The organism is Enterococcus sp. AZ095b (genome assembly GCF_051714725.1).
Lineage (GTDB): Bacteria > Bacillota > Bacilli > Lactobacillales > Enterococcaceae > Enterococcus_B > Enterococcus_B pernyi.
The window spans coordinates 62,837-80,967 of sequence record NZ_JBIOSL010000001.1 but is presented as its reverse complement, the minus strand read 5'-3'; the positions used below and the strand labels follow the sequence as shown (position 1 = coordinate 80,967).

Genomic DNA, 18,131 nt, shown 5'->3' with positions numbered 1-18,131 from the left:
CATAATAAAGCCAATGATGATTCATTGATGGATGATGCACGTCGTTATTTCAATAGTTTTAAAAAACTTTCGCCATTTTCAGTTGCTGCTACGTTAAAGTTTTCGGCAATCGTTGCAGAGATATCCGCATAATAACCTTGTGGTAAACTACCTTGCCCACTCATTTGTTTACTATAAGCAAGTAATGGCACGTATTCGCGAGTATGGTCAGTACCAGTGAAAGTTGGATCATTCCCATGGTCAGCGGTGATTAATAATAGATCATCGTCAGCCATTGCATCTAATAATTCTGGAATACGCAAATCAAAATCTTCGATAGCACGCGCATAACCAACCACATCGCGACGATGACCGTATAACGCATCAAAATCGACTAAGTTTGTAAAACTCAACCCAGTGAAGTCTTGTTTCATCACATTCAATAATTGATCTACACCGTCCATATTGCTCTTTGTACGAACAGAATCGGTGATGCCTTGGCCATTGAAAATATCATTGATCTTACCGACTGCAATAACATCTTTGCCGGCTTCTTTCAATGAGTCTAAAACCGTATGTCCAAATGGATCTAATGCGTAATCGTGACGGTTGCTTGTTCGCGTAAAGTTACCTGGCTCACCAAGATATGGACGGGCAATGATCCGACCGATCATATAAGGATCATCTTTTGTAATTTCACGAACATATTCGCAAATCCGATAAAGTTCTTCTAAAGGAATAATTTCTTCATGTGCAGCAATTTGTAACACTGGATCAGCTGACGTATAAACGATCAAGTCGCCGGTGTTCATTTGATGTTCACCAAAGTCGTCAATGACTGCTGTTCCGCTATAAGGTTCGTTACAAACAATTTTACGTCCAGAGAATTCTTCGATTTTCTTCAATAATTCATCCGGGAAGCCGTTTGGAAAAACACGAAATGGTGTTTTGATATTCAAGCCCATGATTTCCCAATGTCCTGTCATTGTATCTTTGCCGACAGAAACTTCTTCCAATTTGGTCGCATACCCTTGATGATCTTGCACTGCTTCGACCCCTTCTAAAGGACGAATCGTTCCTAATCCAAGTTGCTCCAAATTCGGTACCGTCAACCCAGCTTCTTTAGCAATATGACCTAATGTATCCGAACCTTTATCTCCGAATTTTTCAGCATCAGGTGCTTCTCCGATTCCGACTGAATCCATGACGATCAAATGTACGCGTTTAAACATGAGTATTCCTTCTTTCTATTTATTTTCTTTATAAAGTAAAAAGGGCGAGCCGAAAAAAACTTCCCGTAACCCGCCCTTTTTAATCACTAAACGATTATTTGGATTTTATATAATTCTTACCGTTGGCTTTTGGTCCAGATGCTTTACCTAAGAACGCCACTAAAACGATAATCGTTAATAGATAAGGCGCAATTTGTAGTAAAACTGGTGGAATTGAAGAAATCACTGGTAATTGCGCGCCGATGATACTCAAACTTTGTGCAAAACCAAAGAATAAGGATGCACCCATCGCACCTAGTGGATTCCACTTACCAAAAATCATTGCAGCCATTGAGATGAACCCTTGACCGACAATCGTTCCTGCTGAAAAGTTCCCAGAGATCGATTGAGCGAACACAGCTCCACCCATGCCTCCAAGAAGACCAGAAATCAAGACACCTGAATAGCGCATCGCATATACATTGATCCCTAGTGTATCTGCAGCTTGAGGATTTTCCCCAACAGAACGTAAACGTAAACCAAATTTAGTTTTGAAGATGACGAACCATGCGATAACAGCAATTAAAATCGCACAATACGCTGGTAAAAATGTATTTCTAAAGAAAATTTGACCAATCACTGGAATCTCAGATAATCCAGGAAATGAAAAGTAACCTAAGTTTTGTGAGATATTGTCTGTTTGTCCTTTACCATACCATGCTTTGATCAAAAATACACCTAAAGCAGGTGCCATCAAATTGATGACCGTTCCGCTGATGATATGGTCTGCTCGCAAGCTGATTGTTGCGACTGCATGGATCAAGGAAAAGAGAACACCAACTACGCCACCGACTAAAATAGCAATCCAAGGAGTCATTGAGCCTAATGTGTCACTCATCGTCAAGTTGAAGACGACCGCACTAAACGCCCCCATCACCATGATGCCTTCTAACCCAACGTTGACGATCCCGCTTCGTTCAGAAAACGTTCCGCCTAAGGAGGTTAAAATCAACGGTGTTGAATAAACAAGTGTTGATGTAAGGATCAAGGAAATCAGTTCTACTGTTGACATTACAGCTCTCCTCCTTCTTGATTTTGTTGATTTGGTTTCGTTTCAATCGTTGCGACGATTTCCTCTTGTTTTTTCCCTTGGAAGAATTTCGCCATAAGGAAACGAATCAAGAAGTTGATCCCCACGAAGAAGATGATCAAGGCAATCGATACATTGACGATTTCAAATGGTACTCCAGCACCAGTCTGCATTCCTAATCCACCGATTTTTAGGACACTGAATAATAGCGCAGATAACAAAATCCCAATCGCAGAACCAGAACCTAATAATGACACGGCCATACCATCAAACCCGATGGATAATGAGGTTGTCTGTACGAAGAAGTTTTGATATGTTCCTAGTCCTTCGACCACACCACCTAGTCCGGCTAATCCACCAGAGATAACCATAGATAAGACAATTGTTCGTTTACTACTCATTCCCGCATATTCAGAGGCATATGGATTCAATCCAACAGAACGGATCTCAAAGCCTAAGGTTGTTTTCTTCATGACGATCCATACAACCACTAACGCAATCAGCGCCAAGAAGAGTCCGCCATTCACACGAGAGCCTCCAAACATCTGGGTCAGCCAAGGAATACGTAAAGATGCATTCTCACTGATCATATTTGAAGAGTCTAAACTTGAACGATAAGATTCAGGCATTATTTCATGAAGTGTATACGTACTTAAATAGAGCAAAATATAATTCATCATGATCGTTACGATAACTTCACTTGTTCCAAAGAACGCACGTAACAATCCTGGAATAGCTGCGGCCATTGCCCCAGCAAGTGCACCTAAAATCACGCACATTGGCAAGAGAATGATTTTTGGTAGATCTGGAAAAGCTAACGCGGTCCAAATGCTTATGATCCAGCCACACAGTGCTTGTCCAGAAAGCCCGATATTAAAGAATCCGGCTGAATTTGCAACAGAAAAACCTAAGGCTGTAAAAATCAAAGGTGTTGCTTGTCTTAATGTTTCACCGATACTTCGTTGTGAACCTAACGAAGCATTCAACATGGAAGAATATCCTTGGATTGGATGGTAACCAAAGGCAACCATCAAAATAGCACCTAGAATCAACCCTAAAATAACCGAAAATATAGGCACTAGCAGATTACGGAACCTTTCGCTACGATCATTCATGTGTGTCACCAACCTTTTCTAACTCTCTACGTGCTTCTTCTAAAGTATACCCCGCCATCAATAGACCTAGCTCGTTTTCAGATGTTTCTTTTGGATCAACGATCCCCACGATTTTTCCTTGATGGATTACCGCAATACGATCGGACACATTTAAAATTTCTTCTAATTCAAAACTAATCAATAAAACTGCTTTGAACTTATCACGTTGCTCAATCAAACGTTTATGGATAAACTCGATTGCACCAACATCTAATCCACGTGTTGGATTCGCAACGATCAGTAGATCAGGGTCACGATCGATCTCGCGAGCAATGATGGCTTTTTGTTGGTTCCCACCAGATAAAGCTTTCGCTGGTACTAATTCGTTCGTTGTCCGCACATCATACTCATCGATTAAATCTCTAGCATGTTCATTCATCACACCATAGTTCAACAGACCATTTTTACTATACGGTTTTTGATAGTAGGTTTGCATGGCAATATTTTCAGATAAAGTCATATCAAGGACCAAACCATATTTATGTCGATCTTCTGGCACATGTCCTAGCCCAGATTCGGTGATTTTACGTGGTTTTTTATTCGTGATCTCTTCGTCTTTCAAACGAATCGTTCCACTTTCTACTTTACGTAAACCGGTTAACGCTTGAATCAACTCCGATTGTCCATTTCCATCGATTCCAGCAATACCTAAGACTTCACCTGCTCGGACTTCCAGACTCAAATCTTTCACTGCTTCTAATCCGCGGTTTTCTTTAACTACAAGATTTTCAACAGAAAGCACCACTTCTTGTGGACGTGCTTCTTTTTTCATTGTTTTGAATGAGACGGTTCTTCCGACCATCATATCGGCTAACTGTTGCGAAGAAACATCTTTCACATTGACCGTTCCAATCCCTTGACCACGACGAATGACCGTACAACGATCGGCAACTGCTTTGATCTCATCTAATTTATGTGTGATCAAAATGATTGACTTTCCTTCTTTGACTAACTCTTTCATGATCACGATCAATTCATCGATTTCTTGCGGCGTCAGTACGGCTGTTGGCTCATCAAAAATCAAGACATCTGCACCACGATAGAGTGTTTTTAAAATCTCCACACGTTGTTCCATACCGACAGAAATATCACGAACGTACGCATCCGGATTCACTGCTAAGCCATATTGCTCAGATAATCGTTTGATTTCTTCCCGGGCTTTCTTACGGTTCAAGATACCGCCTGTACTTGGCTCACTACCTAGTACGATATTTTCTGTTACTGTGAATGCATCGACTAACATAAAGTGTTGATGCACCATTCCGATCCCTAATTGATTGGCTTTCGTCGGGCTCGTGATGTTTACTTCTTTGCCGTGCATCAAAATCTCACCTGATGTTGGCTCTAAAAGACCGGATAAAACATTCATTAACGTTGATTTACCTGCACCATTTTCACCAAGCAAGGCATGGATTTCTCCTGCTTTCACTTGAAGGTTGATGTTGTCATTTGCTTTGAAAGTACCGAATTGTTTCGTGATATTTCGCATTTCGATGACAATATTTTCTTGATCCACATTTTTCACATCCTAACAATTTATATCCAGACGACATTGTTTAAAAAATAAAAGGGACGATGACGATCGTTCACAAAACGTCGCTCATCGAGTAACCAAAATCCAAGGAGCTAAGCTACTTGTTACAAGTTGTTCCCTTATCCAAATCGGGATACCTAGCAACTTGCATAAAAAAACAACATTAAGTAGATAACTAAACGATAGCCCTGTTAAACAATTGTCCAACAAGGCTATAGAAATGGTATTTATTAGCTTTCAGGAGTTTCAGGAACTTCGATGTCACCTGAAATGATTTTTTCTTTTGCTTCATCTACTGCTTTTTTCGCTTCATCAGAAAGTTGGCCTTCAGTGATACCTACACCGTCTTCTTTCAAACCATAAACAGTGTGTTCGCCACCAGGGAAGTCACCCTCTGCTGATTGTTGTGCTAAATCTTTTACAACTGTTCCTACACCTTTAAGTGTTGATGTCAATGTGAAGTTTTTGTCTTCACCATTCAATGTGTAGTTTCCTTCGTCAGATTGGTCACGGTCAACACCGATTACCCAAACTTTTTTGTCGCCTGATTCATTTAATGATTTTGCTTCTTGGAAGACACCGTTACCTGTACCACCTGAAGCATGGAAAATGATGTCAGCGTTTTGTGCGTACATACCTTGTGCGATTGAACGTCCTTTATCTGGAGCTGAGAAATCACCTGCGTATTGGTTCAATACTTCGATGTCTTTATTCAACGCTTCAGCGCCTGCTTTAACTCCGGCATTGAAACCAGCTTCAAAACGGTCGATTACTTCCCCTTTAACGCCACCGATAAATCCAACCACATTTGTTTCAGTTGTGTAAGCTGCTGCAACTCCAGCAAGATAAGAAGCTTCGTTATCTTTGAATGTTGCTGAAACGACGTTGTCTTTTCCTTCGATCACATCATCAATGATTGCAAAGTTTGTTTCAGGGTTACTTGTTGCTTGTTCTTCGATTGCAGGTTTCAATTTAAAACCAATCCCAAAAATTGTCTTGAAGCCAGCGTTTAACGCTTGATCGATATTTGGAATATAATCTGATTCATTGGCAGATTGGAAATATTGGAAGCCATCGTTTCCACGTGACAAGCCTTCCTCTTTACCCCAATCTTCTAACCCTTCCCAAGCTGACTGGTTGAATGAACGGTCGTCGACGCCACCTGTATCTGTAATCAATGCTGCAGTTGCTGTTCCTGATGCACTGTTTCCACCGGTTGAATCAGTAGAATCTGAACCGCCGTTACCGCATGCGCTTAAAAGTAAGCCTGCTGATAGTGCGATAGCACCTAAACCAAATAATTTTGCTTTTTTCATTTCTGTAAAGCCTCCTAAAAGTAGTTGTTTTTTCAACAGTCAGCTGACTGAATTGAACATAATTTATAAATCTTTTTCTGAAAATGCGTAAGGTAATAACTCTCTTACGGTCATCGTTTTCGTCACACCATTGTCGCCAACCAACGTGACTGGCATCTCTGGCTCACAAAATTCTGCCATTACTTGGCGACAAGCACCACATGGAGAAATCGGCTCAGGTGTATGACCTGCAACGACTAGATGTGTAAAGTCCATTTTTTTTTCAGATACTGCTTTAAAAAACGCAGTACGTTCTGCGCAATTCGTTAAGCCAAATGACGCATTTTCGATATTCAATCCTTGATAGGTTTTCCCAGATGCTGTCACTAAACAAGCACCTACTGGAAATTTGGAATAAGGCACATACGCTTTATCCAAAGCGTCGATAGCGATATCGATCCATTCTTGTTTGATTTCTGACATCTTTTTCTCCTTAGAATATTAATAGCCTTCGCCAGTTGAACCGGACATGATTGATACACCAGCACTTGTACCGATTCGTGTTGCACCGGCTTCGATCATTGCCAGGGCTTCCGCTTCATTGTGGATACCTCCTGAAGCTTTGACGCCCATTTCTGGACCAACCGTTTCACGCATCAAGCGGATATCTTCCACTTTCGCGCCACCTGTTGAGAAACCAGTAGATGTTTTCACAAAATCAGCTCCTGCAGCTTTCGCTAATTCACAAGCTTTGATGATTTCCGCTTGTTCTAACAAGGCTGTTTCAATGATTACTTTAACTAACGCGCGATCTTTAGCAGCTTCGACTACGGCTTCGATATCTTTTTTCACGACATCGTCTTGTTCAGATTTCAAGGCACCGATATTGATGACCATATCCACTTCATCTGCGCCATTTTCGATCGCATTCTTTGTTTCAAATGCCTTTGTTTCGGCCGTATTTGCTCCTAATGGGAAACCAATAACGGTACAAACAGCGACTGGCTCACCTTGTAATTCCTCTTTCGCCAAGGCAACCCATGTTGGATTGATACATACTGAATAGAAATGATGTTTTTTTGCTTCCTCAATAATGCGCATCACATCTGCTTTTGTTGCATCTGCTTTTAGAATTGTGTGGTCGATCATTCGATTTAATTCCATGTCTCTTCTCCTTCTACTCTGTAATGATGTCATGAATCAGGATAGGCTTCTCCGCCGTATCACCGATTTCAATATTTTTATATAACAAGTCGATCACTGGCGAAATGTCTTCTTCATTACTATAGATCGTCAATAGCGATTCGCCAGCTTCTACTTTATCACCGATTTTCTTATTCAATCGTAAACCAACAGCATGATCAATCGAATCTTCTTTCGTTTTACGTCCTGCACCAAGCATCATTGCTGCGATCCCTAATTCGTTCGCAACGATTTTTGTCACGACACCTGTTGTCTTCGCTGGCAGTTCATAAATATAACGAGCAGTTAATAACCGCGCAGGTTCATCGACAACTGTTGGGTCGCCCCCTTGGTTCTGGATCATTTCTTTGAATTTAGCTAAAGCTTTCCCTGATTCAAGGGCTTCTTTTAGCATTTCGCGCGCTTCTTCGATCGATTCCGCTTTTTTGGCTAAAACGACCATTTGACTACCTAAAGCATAGCACATTTCAACTAAATCTTCCGGTCCGTTCCCTTGAAGTGTTTCAATGGCTTCAACGACTTCTAAGCTGTTGCCGATTGCTTCACCCAACGGTTCAGACATATCAGAGATCACTGCTACTGTTTGGCGACCGGCTAATTTGCCGATCCGTGTCATGGTCTTCGCCAAGCGTCTCGCGTCATCGATATTTTTCATGAAGGCACCGTCACCCGTCGTCACATCTAGCACGATCGCATCCGCTCCTGCGGCGATTTTCTTACTCATGATCGAACTAGCAATCAATGGGATCGAGTTGACCGTTGCCGTCACATCACGCAAGGCATACAATTTTTTATCTGCTGGAGCGAGATTGCCCGATTGGCCGATCACCGCTACTTTACTTTCGTTCACGGTGCGGATGAATTCTTCATCTGATAGTTCGATCCGAAATCCAGGAATAGCTTCTAACTTATCTAATGTGCCACCTGTGTAGCCAAGACCACGCCCTGACATTTTTGCCACAGTTGCACCTACACTTGCTACTAAAGGTGCTAAAATCAGGGTAGTTGTATCCCCCACGCCTCCGGTAGAATGCTTGTCGACTTTGATCCCATCTAAGGAACTTAAATCGATCACATCGCCAGAATGAGCGATTGCCAACGTTAGATCAGTGATTTCTTCATCGGTCATATCCTGATAGAAAATAGCCATCAATAATGCGCTGATTTGGTAATCAGGAATGTTATCATTTGTGTAGTTCGTAACAATGTACGAAATCTCTTCCTTTGATAATTGGTGTCCATCTCTCTTTTTTTCGATCAAATCGACCATCCGCATGCCGTAATCCTCCTCGTTCTTCATTCGGTATTATACAGGAATTTCGAAAAAGGTAAACCACTTTAGTAAACCGGTTTACTATTTCCCCGCAATGTATCTTACCAACTTTGTAAACACTTACATAAGCAATATAACGCCCTACTAGACCTTTGTCAATGTTTTTACGCTCTCACGAATAATTAATTTTGTTTCAAAGACTTTGTTCGGAACTTTTCTTTGTGGAAATTCAATCGTGTCAATCAAAAAGCGAGCTGCATAAAAACCGATATCGAAACTCGGTTGCTTGACCGTTGTCAACTTAGGGATCATATACTCAGACAATTTTAATCCATCAAAGCCGATGACCGAAATATCCTCTGGAATACGCTTGCCCATTTCATCGATTGCTTGGTAACAACCAATCGCCATGGCATCATTCCCACAAAATACCGCCGTTACATCTTTATGACGTAACAAGCGCTTACTTGCTTCGTACCCTCCTTGGACAGTCAGGTCTCCTTCTTCTACAAACTTACCGTTGAACGCCAGTCCATGATCTTTTAGTGCATGACGATAACCATTGAATCGCTCTTCTAACTGATAATAGCCAGTTGTCTCTTTTAGCATACCAATTTTAGTATGACCATTTTTGATCAATAACGAGACAGCTTGATAAGCGCCTTCATATTCTTTCACGATCAAGCGACCGTTATCTCGACGATTCAACCCACGATCGATCAGGATGATCGGCATGTTGTTATAAAAACTACTATCAAGTGCATACTCTTGAGGCAACACATTCGGCGTCGCTAACAATAAACCATCTACGGATCGATGAGAAAGCTCCCTTAAATACTTCAGTTCATTGTCTTGACTATGTCTGGAGTTACAAAGAATGATGACATATCCTAAGGGGTTTAAATAACTTTCAACCCCTTCGATCACTTTAGAAAAGAAGAAATCCGTCACATCTGGCACGATCATGCCAATCGTTTTTGAGTGACGATTGATCACATTGGAAGCAAAATAATCTGGCTTGTAATGATGTTCATTTACGATCGACAACACTTTTTTTCGTGTCTTTTCACTAAAACGGCTGCCTTTATTATTTAAAATCTGTGACACAGTCGTCACTGAAACACCTGCCATCTCAGCAATATCTCGAATTGTCAGTTTCACTTTTGTTCCCCCTTTATATATGTAAATTCCCTAACAGTGTACCAAATGGTTTTCGAAATGGATAGAGGGAAAAAAGGCTTGGTCAAAAGTAAATGAGTATCATATAGAGATTCACTAGATAAATTTTATAACAATGTCTTATGTTTCGTGGTTCACTCTCATTTCCCCTCATCCTACTTTATTTACCCATCACCGATGACGATTCGTTTATTTGATGTAGTAACATCTATACTCTAAAAATCGACCGCCCCACCCTAGTGTATGTAAATTGCTCTGATTTTATAGACTTTTAAAAAAGCTCGACGTGCTTTTTCACTGTTATTTTAGATATGTAAAAGCATTAAATAATATGTTATTTTTCTATCTTGCATTCCTTATTTTTCACTTTATTTGTCCTGTCATTTTCCTTCCACATCCATTGAGCAACTTCTTGTACAAACAAAAAAAGTCAAAGAAATACTGCTTATTTCTTCGACTGTTTCGTTGCTTTTATTCAGTTGCTTTCAGTCTTCTTTCACACTTCGGATAATATAATAGCCTTTATCTTTGATCACGATTTCTGCGTTCCCAAATGTTTCTTGCATTTTCTTTTGTGCGCTAGGTGCCCCTTGTTTTTTCTGAATGACGATCGTTAAAGTACCGCCCGTACGTAAACGAGGATACGCACCTGTCAAGATTTCATGTACGACTTTTTTGCCTGCACGAATCGGCGGATTGCTGACAATTGCAGCGTAATCTGTTTCTGTCACCTCTTCATAAATGTTTGACTGGTAAATCGCTACATTTTTGATTCGATTTCGCTTCGCATTTCCTTGGGCTAAATCAACCGCTCTAGCATTAATGTCTACCATCTCCACGAAACGTTCACTCGCATAGGCAAGAGAAAGTCCGATTGGACCATAACCACAGCCAACATCCAAAATTTTGCCATCTGGTAGCTGTGCCCATTCAAAGGCATCGATCAATACACGTGAGCCATAATCAACTGTTTCACGTGAAAACACACCCGAGTCCGTCACGAACTGAAAAGTTTTCCCTCTTAGCTCAAATGACCATTCGTCAAACTCATGAGCAATCTCTGGGTGTTCGGAATAATAATGATTCGTCATAGTTTCCATCCTTCTTATCTGTTAGTTGTTCATAGTCTAACGTGTTCCATGAGAAGGTGCAAGCGAAACTGTATGTCTTCGATTGTCTTTTACAAAATCAAGCGAATTAATGCAATACAGAAGGAAAAATCACATCCCTTAACATTTCTCTATTTGTCCTTTTTCGGTATTTGCGTAATCTGTTTCGTGAAAGTAGGAACAGGGTACATCGAACGAGCATAACCCTTGATATTATCGCCTTTATGATGACAAATCGTGAGAGAATCATCCAATTAAACAAATGAGCATTATTGACTCTTACTTCCGCTGACCGATATGATGTGGATGAAAAAATAATCATATTAGGTGAGGTTACTCTGAAGAACATAGGTTATCGCTCGGAAATGTCGAGAGACAGTAACGAGTAAAGCAGGGATTGTCGAATTAAGGCTTTTCCAAGATAACTAGAACTTGTTTCTTACGTCTCAGAAAGCCAAAGCTCAATCAACGTGATTACAATTTCGCACTACAATTGCAAATTACACGTTCCAATGTTTATTTGAGTACGCCGACCTTTATGTATTAAGGAGGCTTTTTTAGGTTGTCAGCAAAAATCGCACCACCGAGAAAACGATGACCATCGCTTGACGTAAAAATGGCTGTCTTGGTATCCTATTGCTATTTTCAACTATTTCGATTTCCTTACTTGGTTGAGATTCGCTTCATCCACTACAACAAATCAATGACTGTCCTCCCAGCAAAAAACTTATTAATGACCAACTCACATCCAATCTCATAGTGATTTATTTCACAGAATATTAAGGATTGTTTAATCTCTATGTGTGCTTCACGATAACTATTGTTTTTTTAAGAGGCCCATGAGACATTTAAAAGGAGAATAAAATGATAAAGGAGGCATAGCTGTATGTCGATCGAAAAATTAGAATATTTCTATATGATTGCCCGTTTCAACAGCCTCTCGCAAGCTTCAAAAGAGCTACATGTTAGTATTTCTTCGTTAAGTAGTTCTTTAAAAAGTTTAGAACAAGAAATCGGGACAGATTTGTTTGAACGTCACGGGAAAAAGATCATATTGAGTACCCATGGAAAATCAATCCTTCCTTCCGTAGAATTGATTTTGGCGGAAGCGAAGAAATTGAATATCTCATTAAATGAATCAGTAGACTATCCTTCTTTGCGTGTCGGTACAAGCGATGCTTCGTTTATCTTTGAAGCAAACAAATATCCAATCCGGCATCAAAACTTTACGATCGACTACCGTTATATTCCTTCATTGGATCTGCTAAATAAACTAAGCCAGAAAGAAATCGACTTTGCCATTACTTCTGCTACCTTAGATCACCCCAAATTTATTCAAAAAAGGTTAGCCACTTTGGAACTTAAAGTAGCAATCAGTAACTATTTTGTAAAACCAGATGGGATATTATCCGCGGAAGTACTAGAAGAGTTACCTTTTATCTTTTTACTCGACCATGTAGAACATCAAGTGATTACGAAAAAAGTAGTCAAGCAGCTGATCAATGAACCAAAATATGTCGTCTGTCCAGATAGTTTAGGGGCAGCGAAAATGATTACAGAAGGAAAAGGAATGCTATTAGCCAATACCTTTGTGCAAGAACTTTTAGCTATTGAACCTGTTTGTTTTGTCTCTCTACCAACATTTCCAACCATTCATTTTTATCTTTATAAAAACAGTGAATCAGAAAATTTTTACTTCTATCCAGAGGTTGAAAAAGAAATCCAAGCGATTTTTAATCAAACATGTCACACTACACAAATGATGGACTCTGCTGATACTGGCACCTATTACTGCCAAAACGATAAATACTGAAATCAAAATAAAACAAGTATTTCAATGTCGTAAATGAACACCGATAAGAGATCCCAGAGAGATTAATCTTCGAAAGTAAGGCGGCATCCACTGAATTTGTTCTTCAAATTTTGGTGGGTGTCTATTTACTTCCCAAAATGTTACTTCTATTCCTGCCATTTCAGCTAACTTTGAGTTAAACTGTTACTTTTTTCTTACACAATCCTCTATTCTCCTCGCCTCTTTTCAGTTATCAAAAAAGAAAGAACGCCTATTCTTCCATCCTCTGATATGAGAAAAAACCAATTAGTTTCTCGCCTAAGTGGTAGGGTTTGACACGCATTTATGTTAAAATAGGTCCATTGATGGGAGAATCCAGGAGGCTATGTATGAATGATCCAATGAATTATTACCGTGTGGCAAGAGAAGAGTGGCGCGAATTTTACCGAAATGGTCAAGCTCCATTGACACAAGATGAACTAGATAGTATAAAAAGTTTGAATGACCGTATTTCCATGCAAGATGTTCGCGACATTTATGTACCACTTGCGCACTTGATTTTTCTGCATATGAAAGAGTTTGAATCCCTCTCTCTGAGCAAAGGATTATTCCTTCATAAATATACTCAAGTCCCACCTTTTATTATCGGGATTGCCGGAAGTGTCGCAGTTGGTAAAAGCACCACCGCGCGCTTATTGCAAATGATTTTGTCTCGGACATTCAAACGAAGAAATGTCCAGCTGATCACCACAGATGGTTTTTTATATCCGAATAAAGTCTTAAAAGAACGTGGTATTATGGACCGGAAAGGATTTCCGGAAAGCTATGACATGGAAAGGTTGATCGATTTTCTTAATCAAGTGAAATCCGGTCAAGAAACAACCAAAGTTCCCGTCTACTCTCACGATGTCTATGATATTATTCCCGATGAATATGAACTGATCCAACAACCGGACATTTTGATCGTCGAAGGAATCAACACGCTTCAACTACCAGCTAATCAACAGATTTACGTCAGTGACTTTTTTGATTTCTCTGTCTACGTTGATGCAGATTCTGAATTGATCGAAAAATGGTATTTGGATCGCTTTGGTGCGTTACTTGATACAGCTTTTCAACATCCACAAAACTATTACTACCAATTTGCCATTGGTAATCGTGAAGATGCATTTAAAATGGCAAGAGATGTATGGAAAAATGTGAATTTGAAGAATTTAAACGAATATATCTTGCCTACTCGTGGAAGAGCCGATATAATTCTCCATAAAACTGAAAATCATATTATCGATTCGATTTTCATGCGAAAATATTAGCATTTTAAAATAGTTCAACTATTTTGAGATAAATTTTAAAGGGATAGGGGTAATAAATGTGACGAACGTTGCCGATATGACAAACGTTGAAAAAATCATCGTACTAGATTACGGTAGTCAATATAATCAATTGATTACACGACGCATCCGTGATTTAGGTGTTTTTTCTGAATTATTGAGCCACCGTATTACAGCTGAAGAAGTGAAAGCCATGAATCCGAAAGGGATCATCCTTTCTGGAGGACCAAACAGTGTCTATGATGAGAATGCTTTTGGCATTGATCCTGAAATCTTCAATTTAGGCATTCCAGTGTTGGGTATTTGTTATGGTATGCAATTGATCACGTACAAACTTGGCGGTTCTGTTGAGCCTGCAAAAAACCGTGAATACGGCAAAGCATTGCTTGAAGTAACAGCCGATGATGCGGCACTATTCAGCCAAACACCGAAACAACAAACCGTTTGGATGAGCCATGGGGATCTAGTAACCAAAGTACCAGAAGGTTTTGAAACTGTTGCTACAAGTAGCGATTGCCCAATTGCATCGATCCAAGACAAAGAACGTAACTTCTACGGTATCCAATTCCACGCAGAAGTCCGTCATTCAGAATATGGGATCGAATTATTACGTCATTTTGCTTTTGACATCTGTCACTGTGAAGGCAATTGGACAATGAACAATTTCATCGACATGCAGATCGAAAAAATCCGTGAACAAGTTGGCGATAAAAAAGTCTTACTTGGTTTGTCTGGCGGAGTGGATTCAAGTGTCGTTGGTGTCCTTTTACAAAAAGCCATCGGTGATCAATTAACATCGATTTTCGTTGACCATGGTCTATTGCGTAAAGGCGAAGCGGATCAAGTCATGGAAAGCTTAGGCGGAAAATTCGGCTTGAACATCATCAAAGTAGATGCAAGAGAACGTTTCTTAAATAAACTTGCAGGTGTCTCTGATCCTGAAGAAAAACGTAAAATCATCGGTAACGAATTCGTATACTTATTTGACGATGAAGCAACAAAGCTTGCCGGCGAAGAAGGTGTGTCTTTCTTAGCACAAGGAACACTTTACACCGACGTAATCGAAAGTGGAACAGAAACTGCCCAAACGATCAAATCACACCACAACGTAGGTGGCTTGCCTGAGGACATGCAATTTGAATTGATCGAACCATTGAACACATTATTCAAAGACGAAGTCCGCGAACTAGGGACACAGCTTGGTATGCCTGACTCAATCGTTTGGCGCCAACCATTCCCTGGACCAGGTCTTGGTATCCGTGTCTTAGGTGAAATCACTGAAGAAAAATTGGAGATCGTCCGTGAATCAGATATGATCTTACGCGAAGAAATCGCCGCTGCCGGTCTTGACCGTGACATCTGGCAATACTTCACTGTTTTACCTGGTATCCGTTCTGTTGGTGTCATGGGCGACGGTCGTACGTATGACTACACAGTCGGTATCCGTGCGGTCACATCGATCGATGGTATGACAGCTGACTTTGCACGTATCCCATGGGATGTGCTACAAAAAATCTCTGTACGTATCGTCAATGAAGTCGCACACGTGAACCGTATCGTGTACGATATTACCTCTAAACCACCAGCAACTGTGGAGTGGGAATAATAACAAACAGCCAACAAACTCTTTTAAATCAGTGTTTGTCGGCTGTTTGTTTTTTCATTATCACACTTTTATCACAGTTAATCGTTATTTCATTTCTTACATCTTTGGCAAAACTCTTTTTGATAATTCAGTATTTATATGATTATCCAGAAGTACCTAAAGTAAATTGAATGTCTTTATAGTCCCAGTGATCCTCAATTAATACTTAAGACTAATGAGTAGTTAATGTACTAATAAATTTAGTGAGAAAAAATTTCACTACTTTTCTAAATGATAGTGCAGTGCATGTTCCAGAATTGTTCCCGTTTTCACCCACGCTTGTAATGATTAATCCACAAAAAATATTGGTGTAATATTGTAAATAAGTTCAAACTTCCTTAAATCGCTTTTAAAACGTCTGGATAAGCTATGAGAACCTATCATTTTTAACCCTTGAAAATACTGTAACAAGTCAGCAACTCGTCCAGATTCTTCTGTTAAATGATTGAAAAGTAATTTATAAAAATTATAGTAAACTCCTGTATCTCCAAAAAATAAAAGACTATGACGAACATCACTTATCTTCTCTAAATATTTTTTAGCTAAATTTGATTCTTTGCGTTCGAGCATTAATAAAAAAGCATTGTTATACATACCAAGTAATATTGAATGAAAAATCTCAAAATCTTTATTTTTTTCTATTTTCCTTTCAATATCTGCTAACCGACCTTTTATATAAGTTGTTTCAAATACAAATAAAAGTGTACTAAAGGTTGCTATTTCAAATCTACCCCATTCATCAACAGCTTCCAAATAATTTTTTAGCTTCAATAAATATTTTTTATCAGAATTACTTAATTTTCTTTCGCTATCTACTAATTGGTACCACTCCACTGTCTTAACAACTAAATAATTCCTAATATCTACTATATCATTTGTATCTCTAGCTTTCTCTCGAAGTACTCGCAATGTACGTTGGAAATTTAGTTCATCTTTCCTAATATTCTTTACTAATTTCTTTAAGCTCCAATTCTTTTCTCTTACACTATCCTTGTCTAGGTAAAAAATAAACTCATCTAAATTTAAATTCATTTTTTCCAGTAATCCAATTAAAATAACAAACGGAATATTTGTTTTGCCATTTTCGTATTTCACATAAGTTTCTCTGGTTGTTATTTTATCGGATAAATATTTTTGAGAAATACCTCTTTCTACACGAAGTTTTCTCAATAGCTCATAAACCTCCATACACCCTCCGTTATTTTATTTTTTTTGATGTGAAAATTTTGACCATAATTTAAATTCCTTTTTCTTTGCTACTATAATACCATATGTGAAGAATAAAATAATAAGGTGGTGAAAATATGTTTGATTTTTTAATGCAACTATTCAGAGAGTGGTTCATTGATGTTCAATAATCAATGAATTACCTTGTAAAACAGAAGAATTTGAACTGATGACTGATGGATTAATATATCGATAATTTTCAGGAAATTAAGAGCAACTCCAATGGTTATGTAAATTCAATTTGTAAGTAGAATATTTATATGAAAAAATTCAAGTTCCTAACATTATTACTGACAGTTATTACGTTAGCTTCTTTTATAGTACCTTCAATGACAAGTATTGCTAAAGCATCAGAAATCAAAAATACTAATGAATTATCTAAAACCAAAGAATCAATCATGCAAGAGATTAAAAAAATGGGAGTTGACTTAACCTCACTTACTGATGAACAGAATACATTAGTAGATAAAATGGTAGAAACCTCTCAAAATACTTTTGAAGTAAGCCAAATCGAAAAAGAAAATGTAACCAACTATTTTTCAAAAGATTTAGCGAACAATAAAGTACAGCTGCACATCGATAACACCTACCTAGACAAAGCAAAAATAGTTGTTGTACAAACGATAGATAAAATAACAAATGAAGAATATTATGTAATTACTCTCCCTGTTGCTAGTGAAGACTATAGTTTCATTAGTAATGTTACTGCAACTTATTCTTCAAATGGAGAATTGAAAGCACTTCAAGAAACTTTGATTACTAAGTCACAAAAAAATACATTTGAAATTCATTCTTATTCAAACAATAACTTGGTAAATCATGAAATTTTAGATGATACATTCGTTTCTAACGAACAAATCAAAAATGACATTCAAAATGTTACAAATGAAGTACTAGAAAATTCCAACAAAAGAGGAGCTGTGCAGATAATCGCTTGTCTTGTTGTTGTTTTGGGTGTTAGTTATTATTTAGCAGGAGTTATTCTTGCAGCTTGTAGCGCTTTATGTATTGCCACTTTAGGCACTGCTTGTGCAGCTTGTATCGGTGGATTTTGTGCATTTGCTGGTGTATCGTTGACAACAATCGGCGGTTGTTTCAAACTCTAAATA

Annotated in this window: 15 protein-coding genes and 1 riboswitch; of the genes, 4 read left to right on the top strand and 11 right to left on the bottom strand. The window is 38.8% G+C overall.

Translation table 11 applies throughout. The annotated features are described in order from the left end of the window. Positions 1-44: 44 nt before the first annotated feature. From deoB to IGJ99_RS00310, 10 genes are all read right to left on the bottom strand, one after another. Positions 45-1,211 carry a phosphopentomutase gene (gene deoB / locus IGJ99_RS00355; RefSeq protein WP_224434398.1) on the bottom strand — a complete coding sequence of 389 codons (1,167 nt, stop codon included), beginning with the start codon at positions 1,209-1,211 and terminating at the stop codon, positions 45-47. Positions 1,212-1,305: 94 nt separating this feature from the next. Further along, on the bottom strand, positions 1,306-2,262 hold the full coding sequence (locus IGJ99_RS00350; protein WP_010734484.1) for an ABC transporter permease: 957 nt from the start codon (positions 2,260-2,262) through the stop codon (positions 1,306-1,308). After that, positions 2,262-3,395: an ABC transporter permease gene (locus IGJ99_RS00345; protein ID WP_010734485.1), complete on the bottom strand. Its 1,134-nt coding sequence runs from the start codon at positions 3,393-3,395 to the stop codon at positions 2,262-2,264. Before IGJ99_RS00345 ends, IGJ99_RS00350 begins: the two co-directional genes overlap by 1 nt. Beyond that, on the bottom strand, positions 3,388-4,950 hold the full coding sequence (locus IGJ99_RS00340; protein ID WP_019723072.1) for an ABC transporter ATP-binding protein: 1,563 nt from the start codon (positions 4,948-4,950) through the stop codon (positions 3,388-3,390). The genes IGJ99_RS00345 and IGJ99_RS00340 overlap by 8 nt, the downstream gene beginning before the upstream one ends. A gap of 248 nt (positions 4,951-5,198) precedes the next feature. Then, positions 5,199-6,284 carry a BMP family lipoprotein gene (locus tag IGJ99_RS00335; RefSeq protein ID WP_010734487.1) on the bottom strand — a complete coding sequence of 362 codons (1,086 nt, stop codon included), beginning with the start codon at positions 6,282-6,284 and terminating at the stop codon, positions 5,199-5,201. A gap of 63 nt (positions 6,285-6,347) precedes the next feature. Beyond that, the gene (locus IGJ99_RS00330) at positions 6,348-6,746 is read right to left on the bottom strand and encodes a cytidine deaminase (protein WP_010734488.1); all 399 of its coding nucleotides are present in this window, start codon (positions 6,744-6,746) and stop codon (positions 6,348-6,350) included. A gap of 18 nt (positions 6,747-6,764) precedes the next feature. After that, positions 6,765-7,427 carry a deoxyribose-phosphate aldolase gene (gene deoC, locus IGJ99_RS00325; protein ID WP_023518895.1) on the bottom strand — a complete coding sequence of 221 codons (663 nt, stop codon included), beginning with the start codon at positions 7,425-7,427 and terminating at the stop codon, positions 6,765-6,767. Positions 7,428-7,440: 13 nt separating this feature from the next. Continuing rightward, positions 7,441-8,742 (bottom strand): pyrimidine-nucleoside phosphorylase, encoded by a 1,302-nt coding sequence (locus IGJ99_RS00320; protein ID WP_010734490.1) that lies wholly within the window; start codon positions 8,740-8,742, stop codon positions 7,441-7,443. Between the two features lie 141 nt (positions 8,743-8,883). After that, positions 8,884-9,900 (bottom strand): LacI family DNA-binding transcriptional regulator, encoded by a 1,017-nt coding sequence (locus tag IGJ99_RS00315; RefSeq protein ID WP_010734491.1) that lies wholly within the window; start codon positions 9,898-9,900, stop codon positions 8,884-8,886. A 503-nt stretch (positions 9,901-10,403) separates the two neighbouring features. Continuing rightward, the gene (locus IGJ99_RS00310; protein WP_023518893.1) at positions 10,404-11,009 is read right to left on the bottom strand and encodes a class I SAM-dependent methyltransferase; all 606 of its coding nucleotides are present in this window, start codon (positions 11,007-11,009) and stop codon (positions 10,404-10,406) included. A gap of 330 nt (positions 11,010-11,339) precedes the next feature. Further along, positions 11,340-11,507, top strand: a riboswitch (M-box (ykoK) riboswitch). 406 nt (positions 11,508-11,913) lie between these two features. Here IGJ99_RS00310 and IGJ99_RS00305 point away from each other — a divergent pair. From IGJ99_RS00305 to guaA, 3 genes are all read left to right on the top strand, one after another. After that, positions 11,914-12,840 (top strand): LysR family transcriptional regulator, encoded by a 927-nt coding sequence (locus tag IGJ99_RS00305; protein WP_409173696.1) that lies wholly within the window; start codon positions 11,914-11,916, stop codon positions 12,838-12,840. A gap of 368 nt (positions 12,841-13,208) precedes the next feature. Beyond that, positions 13,209-14,132, top strand: a complete 924-nt coding sequence (gene coaA / locus IGJ99_RS00300) for a type I pantothenate kinase (RefSeq protein WP_019723173.1) — start codon at positions 13,209-13,211, stop codon at positions 14,130-14,132. Positions 14,133-14,190: 58 nt separating this feature from the next. Beyond that, positions 14,191-15,756, top strand: a complete 1,566-nt coding sequence (gene guaA / locus IGJ99_RS00295; protein ID WP_019723174.1) for a glutamine-hydrolyzing GMP synthase — start codon at positions 14,191-14,193, stop codon at positions 15,754-15,756. A 327-nt stretch (positions 15,757-16,083) separates the two neighbouring features. Here guaA and IGJ99_RS00290 read toward each other — a convergent pair whose 3' ends face one another. Further along, positions 16,084-16,983, bottom strand: coding sequence for a helix-turn-helix domain-containing protein (locus tag IGJ99_RS00290; protein WP_349520685.1), 900 nt, complete (start codon positions 16,981-16,983; stop codon positions 16,084-16,086). A 299-nt stretch (positions 16,984-17,282) separates the two neighbouring features. Here IGJ99_RS00290 and IGJ99_RS00285 point away from each other — a divergent pair, with 299 nt between their 5' ends. Further along, positions 17,283-18,128 (top strand): hypothetical protein, encoded by an 846-nt coding sequence (locus tag IGJ99_RS00285; protein WP_226075949.1) that lies wholly within the window; start codon positions 17,283-17,285, stop codon positions 18,126-18,128. Positions 18,129-18,131: the final 3 nt, after the last annotated feature.